The sequence below is a fragment of the Ensifer sp. GW823-FHT05D09 genome (assembly GCF_058795755.1).
This window is the reverse complement of sequence record NZ_JBXAIA010000005.1, coordinates 51,932-74,699: the sequence shown is the minus strand read 5'-3', so window position 1 is coordinate 74,699 and position 22,768 is coordinate 51,932. Positions and strand designations below refer to the sequence as shown.

Here is a 22,768-nt window from a genome sequence, read left to right as displayed (position 1 = left end):
GCAGGACCTGCTACCGTTCGCACTGAGCGCAAGGCCGACGAGGCGCCGGAAGGCATCAACATTGTGCGCTTCGCCGATCACGTTCCTTCACCCCATCCAGAAACGGCCGTTGTTGAATTTCGACAACGCCCTAGTTCCCGTTCGAGTTTTGATCGGATCAGCATCGGCGACCTGAATGGCGAGCAATCAGAAAAGTGACTGGATCAGGAAAGCAGATGCCGACCAGACGCGGGCGAGCTTTCCCGAGCTGTTCTTCGACCTCGTCTTCGTCTTCGCGCTCATTCAGCTCGCCCACAAGCTCGCGTCCGATTTCAGCGCCACGGCCATCATCGAGGCTGTTCTTTTGATCCTTGCCGTCTGGTGGGTCTGGATCCACACGACCTGGGTGACCAACCTGCTCGATACCGAGAAGGAGCCTGTCCGTCTGCTGCTGTTCGGGCTGATGTTTGCGGGCGTCCTGCTGGCGATCGCCCTGCCCGAAGCATTTGGCGATCAAGGTCTGGTGTTTGCGGCAATCTACAGCGGGATGCAGATCTGTCGGTCGGTTTTCACCCTCTATGCCTTTCGCCATTCCGATCGGCGATCGTTCCTGACCTTTCTGCGCATTACCCTTTGGATGCTGCTATCGAGTGCCTTCTGGCTTGCCGGCGGGCTGATGGCGCTCGAAGGGCGCCTGGTCCTGTGGACACTTGCCCTGCTCGTCGAATACGCCTCGCCGGCCCTCCGGTACTACGTGCCGTTTCTCGGCAGATCGCCCGACGAGACCTTGGATGTGTCCGGCGCTCACATGGCGGAGCGCTGCGCGCTGTTCGTCATCATCTGTCTCGGCGAAACCATTCTGACCACCGGCCGCAACGCGACGGAGCACATGACGGATGACATGACCTTTGCTGTGTTTTGCAGCGCATTCCTCAGCACCGGATTCATGTGGTGGATCTATTTCCACCACGGCCAGGAAAAGGCCGCATCGAAAGCAGAGGCGACATCGAGGCCGGAAACCGTCGCACTCAATCTGTTCACCTATGGTCACCTGCCTGTTGTCGCCGGGATCATCCTGACTGCGGTCGGGGAGGATTTCAGCCTGTCGCATGCCGAGGAACCCAGCTCACTGAAACACGCGCTTGCCATGCTCGGCGGCCCGGCTCTCTTCCTCGGGGGAAACATCTGGATCAAGGCCGTCGCCACGCGCCAGTTCCCGGTCTCGCATATCGCCGGGCTCGTGCTTCTGGCGGTCGCGGTCCTCATCGTGCCAGTTGCCCCCAACTACGTCGTTCAGGCCGTGGCGACGGCGGTTCTGTTCATCGTCGCCCTGTGGGAGTACCTGGCGCTGCGCCGTGTATCGGCGTCGACAGCCTGAGGACGTCGGGGCGGAACTTAATCCGCATCTGCGCATTCCCGAATGCGGAGATCTGGCCCGAATGCGCAGACCTGGCCCGAATGCGCAGACCTGGAGGAACACTTGCACACATTGACCCGCAAACGGGATCTTCGGAAGGCCGAGCCTCTGTGGGCCGATAGGCCGCACCACGCGGTACGCGCGCGGAAACGGGTCTCTGCTCACGATGTCGACGTGCTGATCGTCGGCGCCGGGATCAGCGGCGCGCTGATGGCCAACGCCCTCATCGGGCACAAGCTACGTGTGCTGATGGTCGACCGTCGAAAGCCGATCAGCGGCAGCAGCATGGCCAGCACAGCCATGATCCAGCACGAAATCGACGTGCCGCTGCACCAATTGAACCGGGTGCTTGGCGCGGACAACGCCGCGCGCATCTGGCAACGCTCGGCAAAAGCCGTCGAACACCTCGCATCGCTGGTCGACGCCCTGCGGATCTCCTGCCAGTTCGAGCGAAAGAACACGCTTTTCCTCTCAGGCTCCAGCTATGGCGCCCGTGCACTTCAGGCGGAAGTGGAAGCGCGGGCGGAGGCAAAGCTCGAAGCGACGCTTCTGTCCCAGGCGGATCTGCGCGCGAGATTCGACATCGATCGCACGGCGGCTATCGAGACGAGAATCTCCGCATCGGCCAACCCGGCCCAATTGACATCAGGCTTCCTCCGCCACGCTCAGGCCAACGACATCCCCATCGCCGAAAACGTGGAGATCACCGATATCCGGGAGATCGAGGGCCGAAATGCGGTCGCGACATCCGATGGCCAGATCATCATCGCGACCCACGTGGTCTTCTGCACCGGCTACGAGTTTCTGGAGGCCGTGGCACACAAGGACCATGCCATCGTCTCGACCTGGGCACTGGCGACCAGGCCCCGTCATCATCGGCCGGAATGGCTCGACGATTATCTCGTCTGGGAAGGTGCCGACCCGTATCTGTACTTTCGCTCAACGCGAGACGGCCGCATCATCGTCGGCGGCGAAGACGAGAAAAGCGCAGACGCGTTCCGGGATCCGGCAAAGCTGAAAGCGAAGTCCGAGATCCTGCGGCGGAAGCTTTCCGACCTCCTCGGGATGAAGATCGGCGAGCCGGACTATCGATGGGCCGCCGCCTTCGGCGTCACCGCGCAGGGCCTGCCGATGATCGGGCGTGTTCCGGGCATGCGGAATGCCTTCGCAGCCATGGGCTATGGCGGCAACGGCATCACCTTCAGCCAGATCGCCGCCGAAATCATCTCGTCGAGCATCCTGGGGCATGCCGACCCGGACGCTTCACTGTTTCCGTTCGTCTAACGGCAGGCCGGTCGGTAGGCGCAACGTTTACGACACCGTCATTCGTGATAGCTTCTGACAAATCCGAGAGGGAATAGACTTGGGCAAGGCAATCGATCAGATCCGCGATCTCGGTGCGCCCTCGATGCAGGGCGTGCGCCCGACCATGCCGACATCGCTGACCCTCGTCGGCGCCGCTGCCATCCTCTATCTGGCCCGCGACGTCTTTCTGCCGATCGCGGTCGCGCTGCTGTTGACCTTCGCGCTTGCCCCCGTCGTCGCGGCCCTGCGCCGCATCGGTCTACCCCGCGCATTTGCGGTGATCTCCACCGCGTTGATCACCTTTACCTTGATCGGCATTTTCAGCCTCGTGGTCGCCTTGCAGGTAGCAGAACTGGCGAAAAACCTTCCCGCCTATCAATCCAACATCGTCACCAAGGTGAAGGAGCTGAAGGAGGCCGGTGCCGAAAACGGCATCGTCGATCGCATTGGCAATGTCATCGAACGCATCAACCGCGAGATAGATCGGCCGACGGCGGAGGCGCCCACCGGCGTTGAAAGCCCGAAGAGAGACCCGCTGCTGGTCGAGATCTATTCGCGCGACAATCCGATCCAGGTCCTGACCAACATCATCGCGCCGCTCGTTGGACCAGTGGCGATGGCCGGCTTGGTCGTGGTCGTCGTCATCTTCATGCTGCTGGAGCGGGAGGATCTCAGGGACCGGTTCATACGGCTCGCCGGCTTCGGCGACCTGCATCGAACCACCGAGGGCCTGCAGGATGCCGGCACGCGCGTCGGCCACTACCTGCTGATGCAGTTGATCGTCAACACCGCCTATGGCCTGCCCGTTGCCATCGGCCTCTGGTTCATCGGCATACCCAATGCGGTACTGTGGGGGTTGCTGGCGATCGTCCTGCGCTTCGTTCCCTATATCGGGCCTATCATTGCGATGGTGCTGCCGTTGTTCCTGTCGGTCGCAGTCGACAGCGGCTGGTCGATGCTTTTGTGGACAGCCGGGCTGTTCATCGCGATGGAGTTGGTGATCAACAATGTGATCGAGCCGATGCTCTACGGCTCCAAGACCGGGCTGTCGCCTCTGGCAATCATCGTGTCAGCGATCTTCTGGGCCTGGATCTGGGGCCCTGTCGGCCTGATCCTGTCGACGCCGCTGACGGTCTGCCTTGTCGTGCTCGGCAAGCATGTACCGCAGTTCGAGTTTCTGCAGGTTCTTTTCGGCAGCGACCCGGTACTGGCGCCGCACGCACGCCTCTACCAGCGGCTTTTGGCCGGCGATCCCGATGAAGCGACCGATCAGGCCGAAGAGATCCTCGAAGACGAGTATCTCGTCGATTACTACCGCGCAGTGGCAATCCCCGCTTTGGCGCTGGCGGAACAGGACCGCGCCCGCGGCGTCATGAGCGACGAGCAGCGGCTGCGCGTGGCGGCAAGCGGCCTGTCGCTGGTGTCCAACCTCGAGGACGTCGCGATCGAGGAAAGCCAGGACGACGAGCTCGAAAACGACGATGAGAAGAGCGAAGCTGCAAGCCAGCCCATTCCGGACGGCGAAGGCATGACCATCCTTTGCGTCGGCGGCAGAGGCGAGATCGACGACGTCTCGGCCGCCATGCTCGCCCAGGTGCTTCGCGCTGAAGGGGCGTCGGCGACGGCGCTGAATTTTCACGAGATCGAACCGGCCAATATCCGCAAACTCAAGATCGATGCCGTCGATGCGATCATCGTCTGCTTTCTCAATCAGGATTCGATCAAGCACGCCCGCTTCGTCGTGCGCCGGCTGAAGCGCGTCAACACCCGGGCAAGGGTGGGTATCGCCATCTGGGATACCTCAGCCGACGACGCAGCGGGCCAGCGCAAGCCCGATACCAGCCAGGAGCAAGTTCCGGGTGCTGACTTCGTTGCATCGGACATGACTTCGGCTGCAATCGAGGCATTGACGAAACGACCATCGCTTCCGCTTGCCCCGCCAAGCAGGACCAAGGCACGCCGCCGCCTGGTGCCGCAGCCCGCACAATGACGCCTGCAACGCCACTGGAGCGGACCTGGCTGTTTGGGATCGTGATCGGTCCTGCGCGGCAGAACAGGATCGCGCATTGCGACACGGCGTCGTTTCAATAAAAGATGGTACCAAGACGAGCGCAGCCGCCAAGGAAATCAGCTCGGCCAAAGACGTGACGCGGCCACCCTTTGGCCAACCGTCGATTTCGCCTCGCAGCCGATGGACCGACAAAACAAAAGCGCGCCCGCTCGTTGCCGAGCAGGCGCTTCGTGAATTGGTCAATTGTCTCAGGCGCGATTAGCGGCCGTAGGCAGTCCGGGCAATGCTCTGGATGTCGGCGCGTTCGATGCCGAGGTCGCGCAGTTCACGCGAGGACATGCGGCCCAGTTCGGAGACCGTCTGCCGGTACTTGAGCCAGTTGTTGAAAGAGCGTGCTACGTTCATGATGATCCCCTTTCCTTGGGCTTTCGAAGCTCAGCTGCCAGTCCTTGGCGCTTCGTTCGCTTCGATGAGAGGAATATAGGCGATCACCCCCGCCGGCAGTAGCGCCAAGACCTCAGCCCACCCCTGCAAGCCGTGCATGGATCGTTGTTCCCAAGGGGACTGCAGCATCCATAGGGTCAGGACCGCGCCGCGTCGGTCTCGCGCACGCTGGCGCTGTCTATCGCCCGTTTCAGACTTCGCTCGTTGTAAGGCTTGACCAACAGAACGGCGGACGGATCCGCGCCCGGTGGCATCGACGTTTCGCCCGTGGCAAAGACAATTCCAATGCCGGGACGGATCTCGCGTACCGCCACGGCCAGATCGCCGCCCTGCATATCCGGCAGGCCGATGTCGGTCAGCAGGATGTCGATGCTTGTCGCTTCTGCCGCCGAAATCGCCTGCGCCGCAGTCCCCGCTTCGATCACGTCGTGGCCGAGGTCGCGCAGCACCTCCGCCGTATTCATGCGAATGAGAAAATCGTCCTCGACGAGAAGAAGCTTCAGCGGCAAGCGTTCCTCCCCAGGCGCATTCGTGGCCGCGTCACGCTCGCGCTGCATCGCCTGCCGACTGTTGGCCAGAAGATGCCGAATGCGACGGTCCAGCGCCTCGCGGGTATAGGGCTTCGACAAAAGCTCGACGCCATGGTCGAGCTTTCCGCCGTGCACGATCGAATTCTCGGTATAGCCTGAGGTAAACAGCACCACGAGATTTGGAAGGCGCGCCTTGGCGAGCTTTGCCATTTCCGGGCTCTTCAATGTTCCCGGCATCACCACGTCTGTGAAGAGCACATCGATGGCGATACCGCTTTCCACCACCGACAATCCGCTCTGCGCGTCGCGCGCCGTCAGCACGCGGTAGCCAAGATCGCTGAGCGTCTCGACCACGGTGTCGCGGACATCGTCGTCGTCCTCCACCACGAGCACGGTTTCCGTTCCGCCGACGGCAGGGCCGGCGGTATGGACGACCGTTTCGCGCGCTTCCTCGGCAATCTCTCTCGGCAGGTACAGCTTGACCGTCGTTCCATGGCCGACTTCGCTATAAATCTTCACATGGCCGTTGGACTGCTTGGCAAAGCCATAAACCATGGAAAGGCCGAGGCCCGTCCCCTTGCCTTCGGGCTTGGTCGAGAAAAACGGTTCGAAGACCTGCTCGAGGATGCCGGGCGGCATCCCGGATCCGGTATCGGACACGGCGAGAATAACGTATTGGCCGGCGCTCACATCGGGATGCGTTGCCGCGTAGTGATCGTCGAGGAAAGCGTTGCCGACTTCGATGGTCAGCTTGCCGGCACCGTCCATGGCGTCGCGCGCGTTGATCGCCAGGTTGAGGAGCGCGTTTTCCACCTGGGTTGGATCCGCGAGTGTGTTCCAGAGCCCACCGGCAACGATCACTTCTATATCGACGCCCTCGCCGATCGAACGGCGCAGCAGATCGTCCATGCCTTTGACGAAGCGGCCGACATTGATGATCTTGGGTTCCAGCGCCTGCCGCCGGCCGAAGGCCAGCAACTGGCTCGCGAGTTTCGCACCGCGAGCGACGCCCGCCAGGGCATTGTCGACCCGGCTCGCCGCCCGCTCGTTGCCTGAGACGTCCCTCGAAAGAAGCTGGAGATTTCCGGCAACAACCTGCAGCAGGTTGTTGAAGTCGTGCGCCACCCCGCCGGTCAGCTTGCCGATGGTCTCCATCTTCTGCGACTGCTGCAGCGCCTTTTGCGACAGGAGCAGCTGCTCACTGCGCTCGGCGATCCGCTCTTCGAGCGTCGCGTTCAGATCCGCCAGAGCCGCCTCGTTCTTCTTTGCGTGATCGATGTCGGTGTTGGTGCCGACCCAACGGCGCATCTCGCCGCACTCGCCCCGGACCGGAACGGCCCTGACCAGGTGCCAGCGATAACGGCCGTCAGCCCTGCGAATGCGAAACTCCGTCTGGTAGACCTCATTTCCTGCCACTGCCGCCGACCAGGCTGCCGCCGCCGTCTCCAAATCGTCCGGATGCACGATCGACGCCCACCCGTTGCCCGCAAGCTCCCCGGCGCTCTTGCCGCTGAACGCGAGCACGCGATCGTTGAACCAGTCTAGCTGACCATCCGGTCTTGCCGTCCAGACGTGGTTGAGCATCGATTGCGACAGTGTTCTGAACTCCGCCTCGCTTGCCTTCAACGCCACTTCTGTGCGTCGGCGGTCGGTAACGTCGCTGAAGAGAACGGCGACATGTTCCGATCCCAAACCATCGATCGGAAAGGCCTGGACTTGATACCACCGGCCAAGCGCCTCGGCGGAGTTCTCGAAGCTGACCGGCTCACCGGTTCGGGCCACTTTGCCGTAAATATCGAACCAGTATTGTTCATGGTCGGCGGCGACATCGCGGCGCACGCGTTTGCCGATGGCCGAAGTGATGCCCGTGTGCTTTTCGAACGCGGAATTGACCTCAAGAAATTCGTAGTCGACCGGCACCCCATCCGCATCCCAGATCATCTTGATGACGCAAAAGCCGTCAGGCAGCATTTCGAACAGCGATCGATAACGCTGGCGGTTCGCGTGGGCATCGCTCTCGGCCAATCTGCGGGCGGTGACGTCGAACAGGACACCCGGGAAGCGCGCCGGCCGATGACCCTTGGCCTGGACCAGCCGACCCCGCGCCAGGACATGCGACAGCGATCCATCGGACCGAAGGATGCGATATTCACTGTTGAACGCGGGACCGCCAGCAACCGCAACCTCGATCTCCCGGGTCACCCGTGCCCGATCGTCCGGGTGGATGCCGGCGGCAAAGTGCGCCAATGGCAGCCCCTCTCTGGCTCTCTCGGGATCAACGCCAAACACCTGTGCGAAGCGCGTGTCAGCGACCACCCGATCAGCGGCAATGTCCCAGTCCCAGGCGCCGATGACATCGGCATTGGCAAAGGTCAGCTCAAGCTGCTCTTCCAGCAGTTGCCGGCCGTTGCCTCTCAGCGCCCATACGGACCCACCATCCGGAGACGGCACTTTTTCGGCGTCGAGATCCTGGGGGCCGGTCGAACCGATGAAAAAACCAAGTTCATCGAAAATCGTCGACAGAGGCTGCCCGACCACGTCGTCGCGAGACCAACCGAGCAGGCGTTGAGCCCCTTCGCTCCAACCGGAAATCACATTGTCGGAACTGACGAAAACAAGCGGCGGCGTGAGCGTGGTGTCCATGGTTCATTTCGTAGCGCCGCGACGGGGTCTGCAGGCAGTTGAGAGTGCAATGAAAGCGTTGGTTGGCCCGAAGGGCCCTGCGGGCAAGAAGCTACGTTAAATGTCCGATTTCGGTCGAAGTTCAAGTCCGCCGAGAGATATTTCGAAACACAATCGAAAGCAGGCGTCCGCGGCCGATCAGCGATCGTCGGCATGACCAGCTGCGTAAGCAGCGCGGACGAAAAGCGATACTTTTCAGATGGGTAGCGGAACACTTCGGACGGAAGGCCGTTATCGACCTGTCACGGCAGATCAACTGCCGGTATCATGCAGGAGTTTCATATGAAGTTGTTTCCCATCGTTGCCGCGACCGTTTTCTCCCTGTCTGCGTCCGCAGCCCTGGCACAGGAAGCCGCCGCAACGGGCGCCGACGCAACGTTGGCCGGCCCGGGCCTGACCATGGGCAAGGCTGCGACGATGCCGCTGAAATACGTCAACATCCAGGACAGCGACCTGGTCGTGTCCAAGCTCATCGGCGTCGATCTCTACAACAAGAATGACGAAACGATCGGCGAGATTTCCGACGTCGTCATCGGCGGCGGCAAGTCGGTTATCGGCGTCGTCGCCAGCGTCGGCGGCTTTCTTGGCGTCGGGGAGAGCTACGTCGTTCTCGACCCCGCGTCGATTGCCCTTGCCGAAGAGGACGGTGCCTGGAAGGCCTATGTCGACACCACCAAGGACGATCTGACGAAAGCGCCGAAACTCGACTACTCCAAACTGAAGAAGTAGGCAGGCGAAGCCAGCCCCATCGCTGGCTGAGCGTCCACCTGCACCGGGCTTCAAGCCCGGTGCAGGTGGACGTGCCGTTGCGATGACGATCGTCAGGCGGTGTCTCTGCGGTCCGTTCGCCATATCCTGTCGATGACGTCAAACGCCAGCGCGACGTTGGGATCGGTGCGCCGGGGCCGAAGACAGACAAAGCCGAGCGTGGTTTCGAGCTTGACCCGGTTGGCGATGACAAGCCCGTTTGCCTGTTGCTCGCTGAGCGCAATCGACTCCCGGCAGAGGCTGAGCCCGAGCCCGGTGCGCACCATGGCCAACATCGACGTTTCCTGATCGACCAGAGCGACCACGTTCTGCCTGAGGTTCAGGCCGCCGAGTTTCCGCGCAAGCAGCCGATGGTGGACCGACGCCGGCGGCGTTCCGATCCAGGGCAGGCCTGCAAGCTCGCTCCACTCCTTGTCCGCGACGATGCCGGCAAAGGCCGGAGGTGCGACGACGCGATAGGTCAGCCGCGACAGCGGCTTGACGAAGAACTGCGCATCGGTCTCGCCAGCCAACGCATCTGTACTCGTCCCGAAATCATCGAGGTCGCCGAGAAAAAACCCGACATCGAGTTCGTTGCGCTTCAAACCGGTCGCGACTTCACCGCTCATGCCCTGGCGCAGCGTCGTTTCGATGCCCGGACCACTTTCGACCAGTGCCTGGAGGAAAGCGCCGAGCCGGGTGAATTCCGGGTCGATGATCGTGCCGATCCTGAGCGTGCCGCGAAGCTGCGCCGTCAGATGCATGGCCGTCTGCCGAAACTCGGTCACCGACGCCAGCACCTGTTCGCCCTTGGCCGCCAGCAGCGCGCCATCGCGGGTCAGTTCAAGCCCGCTGGCTGTTCGGTGAAACAGCGTGAGCCCGAGCTCCTGCGACAAGCGCTTCACTTGCAGGCTGACGGCAGGCTGAGTCAGATGCAGCAATTCGGACGCCCGAGTGACGTTGCCTTCCCGCGCCACGGTGACGAAGGCCCTTAGCAATCGCAGATCCAGATGATCAGCCATATAAATTTCCTTTATAATGCCGAGCTCTATTTATCATTGGATTTCGTGATCGGGTAGCCGTTTACTGATCTTTGGGAGGATCGCAATGCTGCGATCGCTGATGAACGTTATAAAAGTGGGATGATCTTGGTCCGCTGCACAGTGCAAGCTGCGGCTCGTTCATCCCCTTTCGCCGGATTGGGAAATGCTTGCGATGAAGCCCTACGCCTCGACTGCTGACGCCGCCGTTTTCGACTATGTGATCGTCGGAGCCGGCTCGGCCGGTTGCCTGCTTGCCAACCGCCTCAGCCGCGACCCCGGCAAGCGGGTGCTGCTGATCGAGGCAGGCCGGCGCGACAACTATCCCTGGATCCATATTCCCGTCGGCTATCTCTATTGCATCGGCAATCCGCGAACCGACTGGCTCTACAAGACCGAACCGGAAGCGGGATTGAACGGTCGCTCGCTGCGCTATCCGCGCGGCAAGACCCTTGGCGGCTGTTCTTCGATCAACGGCATGATCTACATGCGCGGGCAATCGCGCGACTATGAAAGCTGGGCAGCCCAGACCAACGACCGCGAATGGTCCTGGGAGAATTCTCTGGGCGATTTCAAGGCCCATGAGGATCACTACCGGCTCGACGATGGCGCCGATCCGGCAACCGGCGACAACAGCCGCTTTTCCGACATGCATGGCCGCGGCGGCGAGTGGCGCATCGAAAAGCAGCGACTGAAGTGGGATATCCTCGAATCCTTCGCGGAAGCCGCAGTCGAGGCGGGCATTCCGCGATCGACGGACTTCAACAGCGGCGACAACGAGGGCGTCGGTTACTTCGAGGTCAACCAGAAGGCGGGCTGGCGCTTGAACACCTCCAAGGCGTTCCTGCGGCCGGTGCGGCATCGCCGCAATCTGGTCGTCTGGACCGAGGCCGAAGTCGAGACGCTGGCGATAGAAACGTCAGCGGACGGGGCCAAGCGCTGTACGGGCGTCTCGCTCTACCATGGCAGCGCCAAGGTGACCGTTCGGGCGACCGCCGAGGTCATTCTCTCGGCAGGCGCCATCGGCTCGCCGCAGATCCTGCAGCTCTCGGGCATCGGACCGGCCGGGCTGTCGCAGGCCATGGGCATCCCTGTCGAAAAAGAGCTCCCCGGTGTCGGCGAGAACCTGCAGGACCACCTGCAGATCCGCGCCGTCTTCAAGGTGAAGAACGCGAAGACGCTGAACACGCTGGCGAGCAATCTCGTTGGCAAGGCGCGGATCGGGCTCGAATATGTGCTGAAGCGCAGCGGACCGATGAGCATGTCACCGTCGCAGCTGGGCGCCTTCACCCGCTCCGACCCCGACCGCGCCCATGCCAACCTGGAATATCACGTGCAACCACTCAGCCTCGATGCCTTCGGCGAGCCCCTGCACAGCTTCCCGGCCTTTACCGCCAGCGTCTGCAATCTCAATCCGACAAGCCGTGGCCACGTGCGGATCCGCTCGCGTCACCGTGGCGATCCGCCAGCCATTGCCCCGAATTATCTCAGCACCGACGAAGACCGCAGGATCGCTGCCGACAGCATCCGGCAGATCCGGTCGATCGTCAGCCAGCCGGCGCTTTCACGATACCAGCCGGTCGAATGGAAGCCCGGGATAGAATTCCAGAGCGATGGCGAACTGGCGAAACTGGCCGGCGATATCGCCAACACCATCTTTCATCCCGTCGGCACCGCCAGAATGGGCGGCAAGGACGACGGCATGGCTGTCGTCGACAGCCGGCTTCGGGTTCGCGGCATCGAGGGACTGCGCGTGGTCGATGCAAGCGTGATGCCGACCATCACCAGCGGCAACACCAGCGCGCCGACCATGATGATCGCGGAGAAGGCCGCACGCTGGATTATCGCAGACGCTCAAACCCGGGCCTAGAGGGGCTACCCTGAGGGCGGCCTCACGACGCTTATGACGGATGCGCCTCGCCTGAAAGGACAAGGCGCACCGGTACTTGCTATTGGAACATCCCCTTTGGCGTCTCGCCCTTGAAGAAAGGCACGACCAGAGCTTCCAGCAGCTCCGGCTGATTGATGACGGCCGTGTGCGAAGTGGCAGGCAGGATGGCGAGGCGCGACGCCGGCAACGGCTTGCCCATGTCGCCCATGCCACCACCGCCAAGCAGCCGGAACATCGCGACCGTATGTTCCAGGGTTGCGACATCGGCATCGCCGGCAATGATCAGGACGGGCGTCTTCATCGCCTTGACGTCCTTTTCCCAGGCCATCGGCTCCTTCTCGAGCGCGATCAGCTTGGCGACGAGCGCAGGGAAGCCGTCGGGATTGGCAGCAAGCTTGCGATAGTCCTCAGCGAAAGGCATGCCGACGAACATTTCGACGTTCATCTGCGGGATGAAGGCCTTGAATTCCGGCTGCCAGCCCTCGGCGTCGTAGCCGACGGAAGCTGCCGCCAGCTTGTTGACCTTTTCGGGATGGCGGATGGCGAGCTGCAGCCCGGCAGCCGCCCCCATCGAGTAGCCGAAGACATCGGCCTTCTTGACGCCGACGGCGTCCATGAATGCCGCCACGTCGTCGGCGAGATTTGGATAAGTGATCGGCCGGTCGATGTCGGTCGTGCGGCCATGCCCCTGGAACTCGATCGCGTAGACCTTGTTGGTCTCGGCAAGATTGGGAATGATCGCGCCCATCGATGGAATGTTCATATAGGCGCCGTGCAGGACGATCAGCGGCTCGCCTTCGCCGGACACCTCATAATACATCTTCATGCCGTTGACTTCGACCCGCTCACCGACCGGCTGGCTGCCGGCAAGTGCCGGCCCGGCAATGATGAGGGCTGCGGCGATAAGGGCAATACGAAACATATCTCTTTCCTCGCGGTTTCACGCGTCTTCACCAACGCTGACAATAGGACGAGCGGGACCCGCGCGAGCCGACACGGTCCCTGCGATTTTTTTCGCAACCGCGCGCTCTAGCCCCATGCAACACCCGGTTTTGGGCCACCTGCGAAACACGTTCGCCTCCGCCGCGTGCAGCCAAAAGCATCCAAAGTCACAAAACTGTCACAAACAAGAGGCCGGATCGCCCCATTCGGTTCATGTTTGCCACGACAATGCGAGGACGAGACGCCATGAGTGCCAAGGCACAGACGCATTCGCCCCCGGCACCGACCGGCAGGTGGCATCGATCGGAGGCCGGCACGATCATCGCCGTCCTCCTTGTTTCCGTCGTCATTCTCGCATCGCTCGTTGTCGCCGACAGGGTCTTCGGCATCGATTACTACGATCTCGTTCGCGACCCGAACGCGATCGCCCGCAACCCCGGCTATTTCGGCATCGTCTCCAACATCGGGGTCATCATGTGGATCGTCGGCGCGGCCGCGGCACTCCAGGCCTTTGCGGCAACGTTTGACGCGGGGACCACGGCTCTTCGGCGGACGTTGCTCGCCGGAGGGCTGTTTTCAACCCTGATGGGTATCGACGATTTCCTCATGCTGCACGAGGCGGTGGCGACCATGGGCATACCGGAAGAAGTCGTTCTCGTGCCGCATATGATCCTGCTCGGTGCGCTCTGCTATTGCGCCTACACCGTTCGGGCGGCAACACCGCGATTGCTGCTTGTCGCTTCGGTGCTGTCGATGGGCCTGTCCTTCGCCGCCGATATGGCCCCGATCCATGTCGGCGGAGCGACCTTCGTCGAAGAGGCCTTCAAGCTCATCGGCATCCTGTTCCTGACCACCTATCTCGTCGCGATCAGCCACCAGGCGCTGCGACATGGCGGGGCGTCGAGACGAACCGCCATCAGATAGAAGCCGGCATCGGCTGATGCTGCGGTCACTTCGTCGCGCCCGTCAGCGCCTGCTCCAGGAAGACATACTTCATCGCAGTCTGCGCTGCCTGTATCCGGCGGTCGCCGCGCCCGCCATGGCCGCCTTCCGTTTCCTCGAAGAACAGCACATTCGCGTGACCGGCGGCCTGCAGGCGCGCCGCCATCTTGCGCGCATGGCCGGGATGCACCCGGTCGTCGGCGGTGGACGTCGTCAGCAGCACGGGCGGATAATCGGCGTCGTCAGCGACGTGCTGATAGGGAGAATAGGTTGCCAGCCACGCCGCCTCCTCGGGCTTCGACGGATCGCCGTATTCGGCCATCCAGGACGCGCCCGGCGGCAATTCCGTATAACGAAGCATGTCGAGCAAAGGCACTTCGATGATGACGGCACCGAAAAGCTCGGGCCGCTGGACCAGGGAAACGCCGGTGAGCAAGCCACCATTCGACCCGCCTTGAATGCCAAGCATCGAAGGGGTCGAGATACCGCGGCGCACCAGATCTTCGGCAACGGCGGCAAAGTCGTCGAACGCGTTCTGCCGCTTGTCCCTGAGTGCCGCCTGGTGCCACCGCGGACCGAACTCGCCACCACCGCGGATGTTGGCCTGGACGTAGGCATAGCCCTTTTCGAGCCACAGCTTGCCGCGCAGACCGGCATAGGCAGGCAGAAGCGGAACTTCGAAGCCGCCATAGCCGTACAGCAAGGCCGGCACCGGCTCCTGCTGGTCGCGACGCCGAACGACAAAATAGGGAACGAGCGTGCCATCTCTCGAGCGTGCCTCGAACTGCTCCGAGACCAGTGCGGATGCATCAAAACGTGCGGGCTGAGCCTTGACCGTCGTCAGCGTATCGCCGTCGTCGTCGGACCAGATGATCGAGCTCGGCGTCAGGAAGTCGGTGAAGGAGAACGAGACACTGGAGCCGAACTGATTGATGTGGCTGATGTCGACATTGCCGTTTTCGGGCAAGGCAACCGGAGTGAGCGACCACCCGCGCACACCGCGCTCCGCAAACACCACCCGACCGCGAACATTGTCCATGAGACTGACGAAGAGCCGGTCGCGTGTGCTCGCGACATGCGCGATCGAAACGCGCGCTGCAGGCGCCAGCACCGTCTCGATGCCACCAATGTCACCGGTCTCCAGCCAGCGCGTGAAATCGAAGGCGTAGAGCCCGTCCGGCAGGCATGTCGTTCCGCCCGGGGCCGACCAGGGGCTGCGCACGCCGAAGACCATTTGACCCTTCAAAAGGGCGATGTCGCCGACATCGTCCGGCAACGGCAGCCGCCGGTTTTCGCCCGAAGCCAGCCTGACAAAATGATGGCCGGAGTAGAAGTCGATCGATCGCGTCAGCAGCAGGTATTGCGCGTCGCCGTCGAACTCGAGTGCCCCGCCGACAGCAAGATCGTCGACCTGCCCCTCGAAGATCGGTACCGCCTCGGCGAGGCTCGTTCCGCGTTTCCACAATTTGACCACGCGAGGATAGCCGGATTGCGTTCTCTCTTCCGCCTCGAATGCGGCTGCGACGATGACCGTATCGATATCGAGCCAGCTGAAACTCGATTTTGAAACTGGGGCTTGAAATCCGCCCTCGACGAAGGTCCCGTTTTCGATGTCGAACTCGCGCATTTCACTGGCATCGCCGCCATCCGGCGACAGGTTCAGGAGGCAACGGCTGAAATCCGGATAGAGACGGCGCGCGCCGCTGAACACCCATCTGACGCCCTCCTTTGCCGAAAGCGCGTCGAAGTCGATGATCGTCTGCCACTCCGGCTTGTCGGTCTTGTAGGAGGCGACAGGGGTGCGACGCCAGAGGCCGAGGACGTTGGCCTTGTCCTGCCAGAAATTGTAGACATGGCCGCGCAGCTCATAGCCGACAGCGATGTTGTCCTCTGCGGTCATCAGTTCCAGCGCCGTTTCGTACTGCGGCGGATACGAAACATCACCCTGCAGCCTCTCCTTCGTCCGCGCGTTCTGACCATGAACCCAGTCGAGCGCCGGTTTGGACGTCCTGTCCTCCAACCAAAGGAACGGATCTTCGCCAATCGTGGGAAGCGGTGCGTGGATGGGTTTGGTCATGAAATCTCCAGAGGCAACATCAGAAGGGCAATCGCGAGGTGCCGCAGCGGTATATGTTGTCTCGTCACCTGGCTTTGCAATGTCAAAGGCCGATTAAAGGCGGACGAATGTTGGGCCGGCATGGCTTGCAAATTGGTCGCCCGGCAGCCTCGGCCACGCCAAGCCCGAACGACCCACCCATTCAGTGATCGGCAAGCTGTTCCAGGCAAGCCTCCCGAACGCAGCCGCGCAGCCATCGATGCGCCGGATCGGCATCGAGCCGGGGGTGCCAGAGCATCGAAACCGTAACCTCGGGCACCGGGACCGGTAGTGCAAAACTATACATGCCGGCGCGCAGATTTCCGGTATGCCGCTCTGGCACGCTGGCGATCAGGTCCGATCCTCGCGCCAGCGCCAGCGCCGACGAGAAGCCTCCCACCGTGATGACAATCTGCCGCGCCAAACCGAGCGTTTCCAGGGCGTCGTCGATAGGACCCCGGTCAAGGCCGCGCCGGGAAACGAGCACGTGCCGGCCGCCGGCATAGCTGGCCGTCGTCACCGCGCCCTGGTTCAAGGGATGCTCTTTGCTGACGGCACCGATGAAGCGGTCGCGGAACAGGGCCTGCGTGCGCACTTCAGGGCCGATCGAAGCCCCGATCACACCGGTTTCCAGATCGACGCTACCGTCGCGCAGCGCGGTGCTCTCCTTGTTCGGCTTTGGCAGGAAGCGCAGGTTGACGCCTGGCGCTTCAGAGGTGATGCGCCGGAGGAGGTCTGGACCGAAGTTCTCCACGAACCCCTCGCTCGTGCGCAATGTGAAAGTCCGAACGAGCCGACTGAGCTCCAGCATGTCCACCGGGCGCAGGACCGCCTCGGCGTCATCGACGAGTTGACCGACGCGTTCGCGCAACTCCAGCGCCCGCGGCGTCGGAACAAGGCCGCGTCCCGCCCGCACCAGAAGCGGGTCTCCCGTCACTTCTCTCAGCCGCGCCAGCGCCCGGCTCATGGCCGAAGGACTGAGCCGCAACCGTTCGGCCGCACGCGCGACGCTGCCCTCCGCGAGCAGGACGTCAAGTTGAACCAGCAGATTGAGATCAGGTTTCGACATCCACCCATTATAGCGCAGTGTCATCGGGATGTGGCGTCATATGCATGAATAAAGTGCAAACCATGCGTGTTCCGCCATGCCGCGTAAAGACCTAGGCTTCTGACAGCTCCAATTCGGAGAATTGCCAGCAGATGGAGTTAGTCTTGAAAAGAGATGTTTCAGCACCCACCGGGTCAAGTTTCGAAGGTGGCGAACGGACGCGGTCCGTCCGGTGGTCACTCATCGGCCTGTCGCTCTCCATGTTGTTGTCCGCACTCGGCACCAGCATCGCCAATGTCGGCCTGCCGACGCTCGCCCATGTTTTCCAGGCGCCATTCCAGGACGTGCAATGGGTGGTCCTTGCCTATCTGCTCGCAATCACCGCACTGATCGTCGGCGTCGGTCGGCTCGGCGACATTGTCGGGCGGCGCCGGCTGCTGCTCGGTGGCGTCGCGGTCTTCACGCTGGCCTCTGGATTGAGCGGCCTTGCCCCGACGCTTTGGCTGCTGATCGTCGCGCGCGCGGCACAGGGGCTCGGCGCGGCGGTCATGATGGCGCTCACCATGGCCTTCGTTGCAGAAACAGTACCGAAGGCACGCACCGGCAGCGCCATGGGTTTACTCGGAACGATGTCCGCCATCGGCACTGCACTGGGGCCGCCCCTCGGCGGCGCGCTGATTGCCGGCTTCGGCTGGCGTGCACTTTTCCTCATCAACGTGCCGCTCGGTATCCTGACATATGGGGTCGCGCGTCGTCATCTGCCTGCCGACCGCAAGGCCACGACACGCGCGGACGCTCGCTTCGATTTCCCCGGTACGCTCGTGCTGGCATCGACGCTTACCGCCTACGCGCTTGCCATGACCATCGGGCGCGGCCACTTCGGTCTGCTCAATGGCGTACTTCTATTGGCGGCGGCCCTGGGCGTCGGGGCTTTTGCAATGATCGAGACAAAGGTCGCCTCTCCATTGATACGCCCGACGACATTTCGCGATCCGGCCTTGAGCGCGAACCTGATCACCAATGGGCTGGTCTCGACGGTCATGATGACGACTTTGGTTGTCGGTCCCTTTTATCTCACCCGCGCTCTGGGGCTCGATCCGGCCGTGATCGGGCTGGTCATGGCGGTCGGCCCGGTCGTGGCGGCAATCAGCGGCGTTCCGGCGGGCCGCTTCGTCGATCGCTCCGGCGCTCGACCGGTGACACTGGCCGGACTGGCGGCAGTCGCGACTGGCGCCGTCGGGTTGTCCATTCTGCCGACAACGTTCGGCATCCCAGGCTACCTTGCACCCATCGTCATCGTTACCGCCGGCTACGCCTTCTTCCAGGCCGCCAACAACACGGCCGTCATGGCAGACGTGCCACCGGATCGCCGCGGCGTGATTTCAGGCATGCTCAACCTGTCGCGCAACTTGGGGCTCGTCACCGGCGCCTCGGTCATGGGTGCGGTATTTTCCCTGGCGTCGGCGGCCTCCGACATCGCCACGGCATCACCCGAGGCCGCCGCATCCGCCATGCGCGTCACCTTCGCAGTCGCGGCCGGCCTCATTCTTCTGGCAGTCGCCGTTGCAGTTTTGGGTCGCGCTTTCGCCCTCCGCTCGGCGTCGTCAGGCGATGGCTCCGAAATTGAACACGGTGAAGGCAGGCTGGCATTTGCGCCCGTAGCGAGCAAGCCGGCCTCTACTCCAGATCCACCGAGGTAAACACCCGGCAGTTGGCAGCCGCCGGCACCGTCGCGCAGACTTCGATCGACGTCAGGAATTCGACGCCCCCCAGTTCGGTGGTCAGCTTCATCTCCAGCATCGCGACAGGCTCGATCTTGCGGATATCGGTCGCGGGCGTGACCTTCATCAGATTGACGACGGCACGGTCGACGCCCATGTCCGTGAGGTACGTTTCCAGCTTGCGCTCGGTCGCCTTGCTCATCTCATAGGTCTTGTAACCGCCGACATTCCTTCGGCCGACGACTTTCTTGCTGGTGACTTTCTTCTTGCCGTTCACGACGCGGTATTTCATCCGATACTGCGTTTCCATCTGAACGTAGGTCGTGGTGATCTGGTGCACGCCCAGGAACGCCCACTCGCCGACCACGCGCCGCGTTCCACCGGCAAACATCAGCGGACAGGCCGAATTGCAATAGGCTTCCCCGGAATAGGCGATGCCGATGTGACGCGCGCCCTTGCCGTCGTTGGCCCTGCAATCCCGCTGCTCCGGCTGGCAGCCGACGAAGCGGGTCTTGCCGACCGCCACGTCAAGCTTTCGCGCCCTGATCATGCGCCCGATCGCCAGCGCAGCATCGACGTCTCCGCCGGGCGACGTCACCACGATCGGCAGGCGACGATTGCCGAGCGCTTTGAGCAGCTTCTTGAAGCGGGCCGGGCTTTCGTCAACGATAGTGCCTTCTGCCGATACCCATTCCGGGCAGGTCGGCTCGCACCCCGGCTGGCCGCTGCGCACCACGAAGAACTGCATATCCGCGCCCTCCGGCTGCGATGCGCGACCGGTTGTGGCTGAGAGCATGAGCCCAACCGACAGGCAGCCGATGGCCAACGAACGCTGAGATAGATCGCGTGGAAATGCCCTGCCGAACAAAGAAGCACACCTCCTCCCGCCTGGTTCCGCCCCCGCCTGGTTCCGCTTCGGCGTTCGAAACGGTGCGATCTTCCGGTCGCTTGCATCACCGATGCGTTGCCGGACGAAACAGATTTTTATGCTGCAAATATGAGTATCGAAACGAACAGCGCTTCCGATGCGGCCTCGGAGATTGTGCACCGGAATGCGAAATGAGAATGCGGGTTGCACCCATTTAGAATGAAATCAAGGATAGCATGGACCACGAATATAAGGCAATACTCATATAATCAGGAATAGATGAGACCCCGGGCGCGGTCATCGAAGCGGTTGCCTGTAGGCCGAGGACTCTTGCCTACCGAAAAATGCCGAATTCCCCGCCCGACAGTTACCAACAACTGCCCTATCAACCGGGGTCAAGCCCCTGCTGCGAAAGGATAAACGCGCGTACTTCGTTGATCGGGCACTCTGGGGACTAGATACGTCGCCGACGCTTTGACAACATAGGCGCTCAAGGCAGGGTTGGCGATTCGATGACGATATTCTTCAAGGCAGCGATTTCCGATGACGTGGCGTTCGGGATGATCGAGCGGTGTTTCTCCGATCCGGACGACTATGACGGTTATCTCGACATCTTTAGCGATCACACCGAGCAGACCATTTCGTGGAGCAAGGGCAGGTCGGCGGACGAGTTCAAGGACCAGGTAACCGAGGCATTGCGATCGGCCTGGGAGACGGCACGTTTCTTTCAGGTGTACGAGCGGCGGGAAGATAGAGACGATGCCGGCACCAATGAAATTCGCAGGGCCGCAATCGATCTGACGCGTTCCTATGGCGGCGTGGTCGTGATCACGCTCAGCCTGCTTGGGCGGCGTAGCAGCGCGAACGATCTCGAACTGGTGTTCCTCTGCTTCCAGGAGGACGCGCAGCGCCGGAATTTTCGCGTGCGATACGATGGAAAATTCGTAGCGGCCTAAGCCATCGATCCTTGACCTAGGTTCCGAACCGAGAAGTCAGCCGCTTCAAGACGACGGCGGATCGCGGAGCGCCGCGCGTTCAGAACAACGCTCGAAGAACGCTCTCGCACCTTGATTGGGGAGCATCCTATCCGTCGTCAGCGAACCCACCTGCAGGCGGGATTCTCTAATGGAGCTTTCTTGAGAGCAGCAGCGAGGACGTGATCTCCTCGAGCATGTGGATGTCCTCGTTAAGTGTCGTGCGATGCTTGTGCGACAGGTTGACGAGACAATCCGCCACTTCGTCCGACGTCCAGCCCGCGGCCTCCGCACGCTCGACCAAATCCAGGAAGGCATCTTCAACCGCGCATTCGCAATCCGGCTCGCGATCCGGGTGTCCGTGACTGACCAGCGGTACGGCTATCTTGGTCATGATTGATCCTCCCGGACAAAGAATAGTCCCGCGGCAGGGGCCTGCAAAGCGACTAAAGTCGTACTTTTAAGGCGACTTTGGTATTCGCCGATGCCCCTTGTCAGGTGCCAAGCCAAGCTCTGATCGATTGCTAAACAATCTGACAGCCGCCGCGGCCGCAACGCGTCATTCTGCCATCATCGGAAACGACATGAAGGGAGATGACCCGATGTCCGACACAGCTTCATTCCATGACAATCTGATCCATGTCTCCACCCGACGGATCGCCCCGCGACAAAGGTTTGTGGCTCCGGCCGAACTCGGCGCGCGAGGCTTGCCCTGGCGGCTGTTTTGGCGCTTTTCGCGCTGGATGAAAACCCGGCGGGGACGTCTGGACCTGCTTGCGCTTTCCGATCATCAGCTGAAGGATATTGGCCTGTCGCGCGGGGACGCCTATAACGATTTCCACCAACGCGACGAGTAGGACTGCAATGTCCCAGTTTTCGTGCCAGACGCTTCTCGACACGTCGATCGCCTCGCTTCGGGACGTGGTGTGCGATGGTTCGTGCCGTGGGAAAAGTGGCGAGGAATGTGCGCATCGAACAAGCCTCGTCTATCCCTATCGCGGTGTCTTCATGCGGCACGTCGGCAAGGCCGACACGGTGGCTGAATCCAATCAGGTGATCTTCTTCAACCGCGGCGAGGACTACCGCGTCAGCCACCCGGTCGAAGGTGGCGATGCCTGTCTCGATGTGCAGGTGGACGAAGCCGTTCTCAGCGAGCTCGCGCCGAAGGAGCAATTGCGCTCGGGCGCGCTTGCCTCGTTCAAAAGACCGCGCCGGCGCATCGATCCACGGGCGCAGGCGCTGGTCGCCTTGTTGCGCTACAGCCTTCATCGCGGGGTCGCAGAAACGCTCGAAGCCGAGACCATGACGCTGACATTGATCCGGCGCTCGCTCGGCGAGCGGACGTCGCACAGCGCTGCAACCACCTACGGCCGGGAAAAACTCGTCGATCGGGCGAAGCTGGTTCTGTCGAGCGATCTCGCCCGCCGCTGGACCCTGGCCGAGGTGGCAACTGAGGTCGGCGTGTCGCCGGTCTATCTCACTCAGATGTTCCAGCAGGTCGAAGCCATGCCGCTCTATCGCTACCAGCTGCGACTGCGGCTTGCCCGGGCACTGGATCTGCTCGGCTCCTGCCGTGACTTGACGGCCCTCGGCCTCGATATCGGCTTTTCAAGTCACAGCCATTTCAGCGCCTCCTTCAAGCAGGCCTACGGGCGCACGCCCGCAGAATTCCAACGCGCCCTCCATCTTCGCTAACCTTCAGCGCCGTTGCACGCGGCGGCGGCAACGGCCAAGTGGCTGTCGCGGGCGAAGTTTAACTGGACAAAAATAATCATAAAAAAATCCGGGATCGGTGAAAAAAAATCCGGAGCCGGTCGTCTTAGTTTGAAAGCGCATGCTGAAGCACCGCGCCGAAAGCAGAGACGGGTGGAAGATGAGCGCACCGGAATGCCCTAACGGACGCCTGCCTTTGGAAGCGGAACGCGGCCGCACTGGTCCATTTCTGCGTGGAGCGCTGGCGACAGACGCGTTTGCGTTCACGACCTTGCAAGCAGTGGCCAGCAACCACTCCAGCGGACGTCGCCAATGGCGCCCGTCCGGATCGCGCTCATGTGGCGCTTGGCTAGCAGCCGGCCGCATCCTGCGCCAAGCCCATCCGCCTCCACGGGCGGCTGACAGACCGTGCGTGACGC

Annotated in this window: 18 protein-coding genes; 10 read left to right on the top strand and 8 right to left on the bottom strand. The window is 62.1% G+C overall.

From position 1 onward, the window contains the following. Positions 1–175: 175 nt before the first annotated feature. From AC1Q80_RS16330 to AC1Q80_RS16320, 3 genes are all read left to right on the top strand, one after another. Positions 176–1,357 carry a low temperature requirement protein A gene (locus AC1Q80_RS16330; protein WP_492361122.1) on the top strand — a complete coding sequence of 394 codons (1,182 nt, stop codon included), beginning with the start codon at positions 176–178 and terminating at the stop codon, positions 1,355–1,357. Positions 1,358–1,459: 102 nt separating this feature from the next. After that, positions 1,460–2,680 carry an NAD(P)/FAD-dependent oxidoreductase gene (locus AC1Q80_RS16325; protein WP_492361121.1) on the top strand — a complete coding sequence of 407 codons (1,221 nt, stop codon included), beginning with the start codon at positions 1,460–1,462 and terminating at the stop codon, positions 2,678–2,680. 124 nt (positions 2,681–2,804) lie between these two features. Continuing rightward, positions 2,805–4,691, top strand: a complete 1,887-nt coding sequence (locus AC1Q80_RS16320; protein ID WP_492361326.1) for an AI-2E family transporter — start codon at positions 2,805–2,807, stop codon at positions 4,689–4,691. Between the two features lie 279 nt (positions 4,692–4,970). Here the strand turns inward: AC1Q80_RS16320 and AC1Q80_RS16315 are convergent, their stop codons facing one another. Both AC1Q80_RS16315 and AC1Q80_RS16310 read right to left on the bottom strand, forming a co-directional pair. Continuing rightward, positions 4,971–5,117 (bottom strand): DUF1127 domain-containing protein, encoded by a 147-nt coding sequence (locus tag AC1Q80_RS16315; protein ID WP_492361120.1) that lies wholly within the window; start codon positions 5,115–5,117, stop codon positions 4,971–4,973. 176 nt (positions 5,118–5,293) lie between these two features. Then, positions 5,294–8,329, bottom strand: a complete 3,036-nt coding sequence (locus tag AC1Q80_RS16310) for a PAS domain-containing protein (protein WP_492361119.1) — start codon at positions 8,327–8,329, stop codon at positions 5,294–5,296. Between the two features lie 321 nt (positions 8,330–8,650). Between AC1Q80_RS16310 and AC1Q80_RS16305 the strand changes: the two genes are divergently transcribed. Continuing rightward, entirely contained in the window at positions 8,651–9,097 is a 447-nt protein-coding gene (locus AC1Q80_RS16305; RefSeq protein WP_209789303.1) for a PRC-barrel domain-containing protein, read from the top strand. Between the two features lie 92 nt (positions 9,098–9,189). Here AC1Q80_RS16305 and AC1Q80_RS16300 read toward each other — a convergent pair whose 3' ends face one another. Then, on the bottom strand, positions 9,190–10,137 hold the full coding sequence (locus AC1Q80_RS16300; protein WP_173421508.1) for a LysR family transcriptional regulator: 948 nt from the start codon (positions 10,135–10,137) through the stop codon (positions 9,190–9,192). Between the two features lie 193 nt (positions 10,138–10,330). Between AC1Q80_RS16300 and AC1Q80_RS16295 the strand changes: the two genes are divergently transcribed. Further along, positions 10,331–12,025, top strand: a complete 1,695-nt coding sequence (locus tag AC1Q80_RS16295; RefSeq protein WP_492361325.1) for a GMC family oxidoreductase — start codon at positions 10,331–10,333, stop codon at positions 12,023–12,025. A gap of 79 nt (positions 12,026–12,104) precedes the next feature. On the opposite strand, the gene AC1Q80_RS16290 is transcribed toward AC1Q80_RS16295, so the two are convergent. Further along, positions 12,105–12,968, bottom strand: coding sequence for an alpha/beta fold hydrolase (locus AC1Q80_RS16290; RefSeq protein ID WP_492361118.1), 864 nt, complete (start codon positions 12,966–12,968; stop codon positions 12,105–12,107). A gap of 266 nt (positions 12,969–13,234) precedes the next feature. Here AC1Q80_RS16290 and AC1Q80_RS16285 point away from each other — a divergent pair, with 266 nt between their 5' ends. Further along, positions 13,235–13,912 carry a DUF8692 domain-containing protein gene (locus AC1Q80_RS16285; RefSeq protein WP_492361117.1) on the top strand — a complete coding sequence of 226 codons (678 nt, stop codon included), beginning with the start codon at positions 13,235–13,237 and terminating at the stop codon, positions 13,910–13,912. Between the two features lie 25 nt (positions 13,913–13,937). On the opposite strand, the gene AC1Q80_RS16280 is transcribed toward AC1Q80_RS16285, so the two are convergent. Beyond that, complete coding sequence (locus AC1Q80_RS16280) at positions 13,938–16,007, bottom strand: prolyl oligopeptidase family serine peptidase (protein ID WP_492361116.1); 2,070 nt, start codon at positions 16,005–16,007, stop codon at positions 13,938–13,940. Between the two features lie 181 nt (positions 16,008–16,188). Beyond that, entirely contained in the window at positions 16,189–17,094 is a 906-nt protein-coding gene (locus AC1Q80_RS16275) for a LysR family transcriptional regulator (RefSeq protein ID WP_492361115.1), read from the bottom strand. A gap of 143 nt (positions 17,095–17,237) precedes the next feature. Here AC1Q80_RS16275 and AC1Q80_RS16270 point away from each other — a divergent pair, with 143 nt between their 5' ends. Continuing rightward, complete coding sequence (locus AC1Q80_RS16270; protein WP_492361114.1) at positions 17,238–18,773, top strand: MFS transporter; 1,536 nt, start codon at positions 17,238–17,240, stop codon at positions 18,771–18,773. Here the strand turns inward: AC1Q80_RS16270 and AC1Q80_RS16265 are convergent. Beyond that, on the bottom strand, positions 18,751–19,590 hold the full coding sequence (locus tag AC1Q80_RS16265) for a COG3904 family protein (protein ID WP_492361113.1): 840 nt from the start codon (positions 19,588–19,590) through the stop codon (positions 18,751–18,753). The two genes, AC1Q80_RS16270 and AC1Q80_RS16265, sit on opposite strands and share 23 nt — an antisense overlap. A 584-nt stretch (positions 19,591–20,174) precedes the next feature. Between AC1Q80_RS16265 and AC1Q80_RS16260 the strand changes: the two genes are divergently transcribed. Further along, complete coding sequence (locus tag AC1Q80_RS16260) at positions 20,175–20,618, top strand: hypothetical protein (protein ID WP_492361112.1); 444 nt, start codon at positions 20,175–20,177, stop codon at positions 20,616–20,618. 166 nt (positions 20,619–20,784) lie between these two features. Here AC1Q80_RS16260 and AC1Q80_RS16255 read toward each other — a convergent pair whose 3' ends face one another. Continuing rightward, positions 20,785–21,030 carry a hypothetical protein gene (locus tag AC1Q80_RS16255; RefSeq protein ID WP_115422369.1) on the bottom strand — a complete coding sequence of 82 codons (246 nt, stop codon included), beginning with the start codon at positions 21,028–21,030 and terminating at the stop codon, positions 20,785–20,787. Positions 21,031–21,127: 97 nt separating this feature from the next. Between AC1Q80_RS16255 and AC1Q80_RS16250 the strand changes: the two genes are divergently transcribed. Together AC1Q80_RS16250 and AC1Q80_RS16245 are read left to right on the top strand one after the other, a co-directional pair. Next, entirely contained in the window at positions 21,128–21,493 is a 366-nt protein-coding gene (locus AC1Q80_RS16250) for a DUF1127 domain-containing protein (RefSeq protein ID WP_492361111.1), read from the top strand. A 7-nt stretch (positions 21,494–21,500) separates the two neighbouring features. Beyond that, positions 21,501–22,331: a helix-turn-helix transcriptional regulator gene (locus tag AC1Q80_RS16245; RefSeq protein WP_209789292.1), complete on the top strand. Its 831-nt coding sequence runs from the start codon at positions 21,501–21,503 to the stop codon at positions 22,329–22,331. Positions 22,332–22,768: the final 437 nt, after the last annotated feature.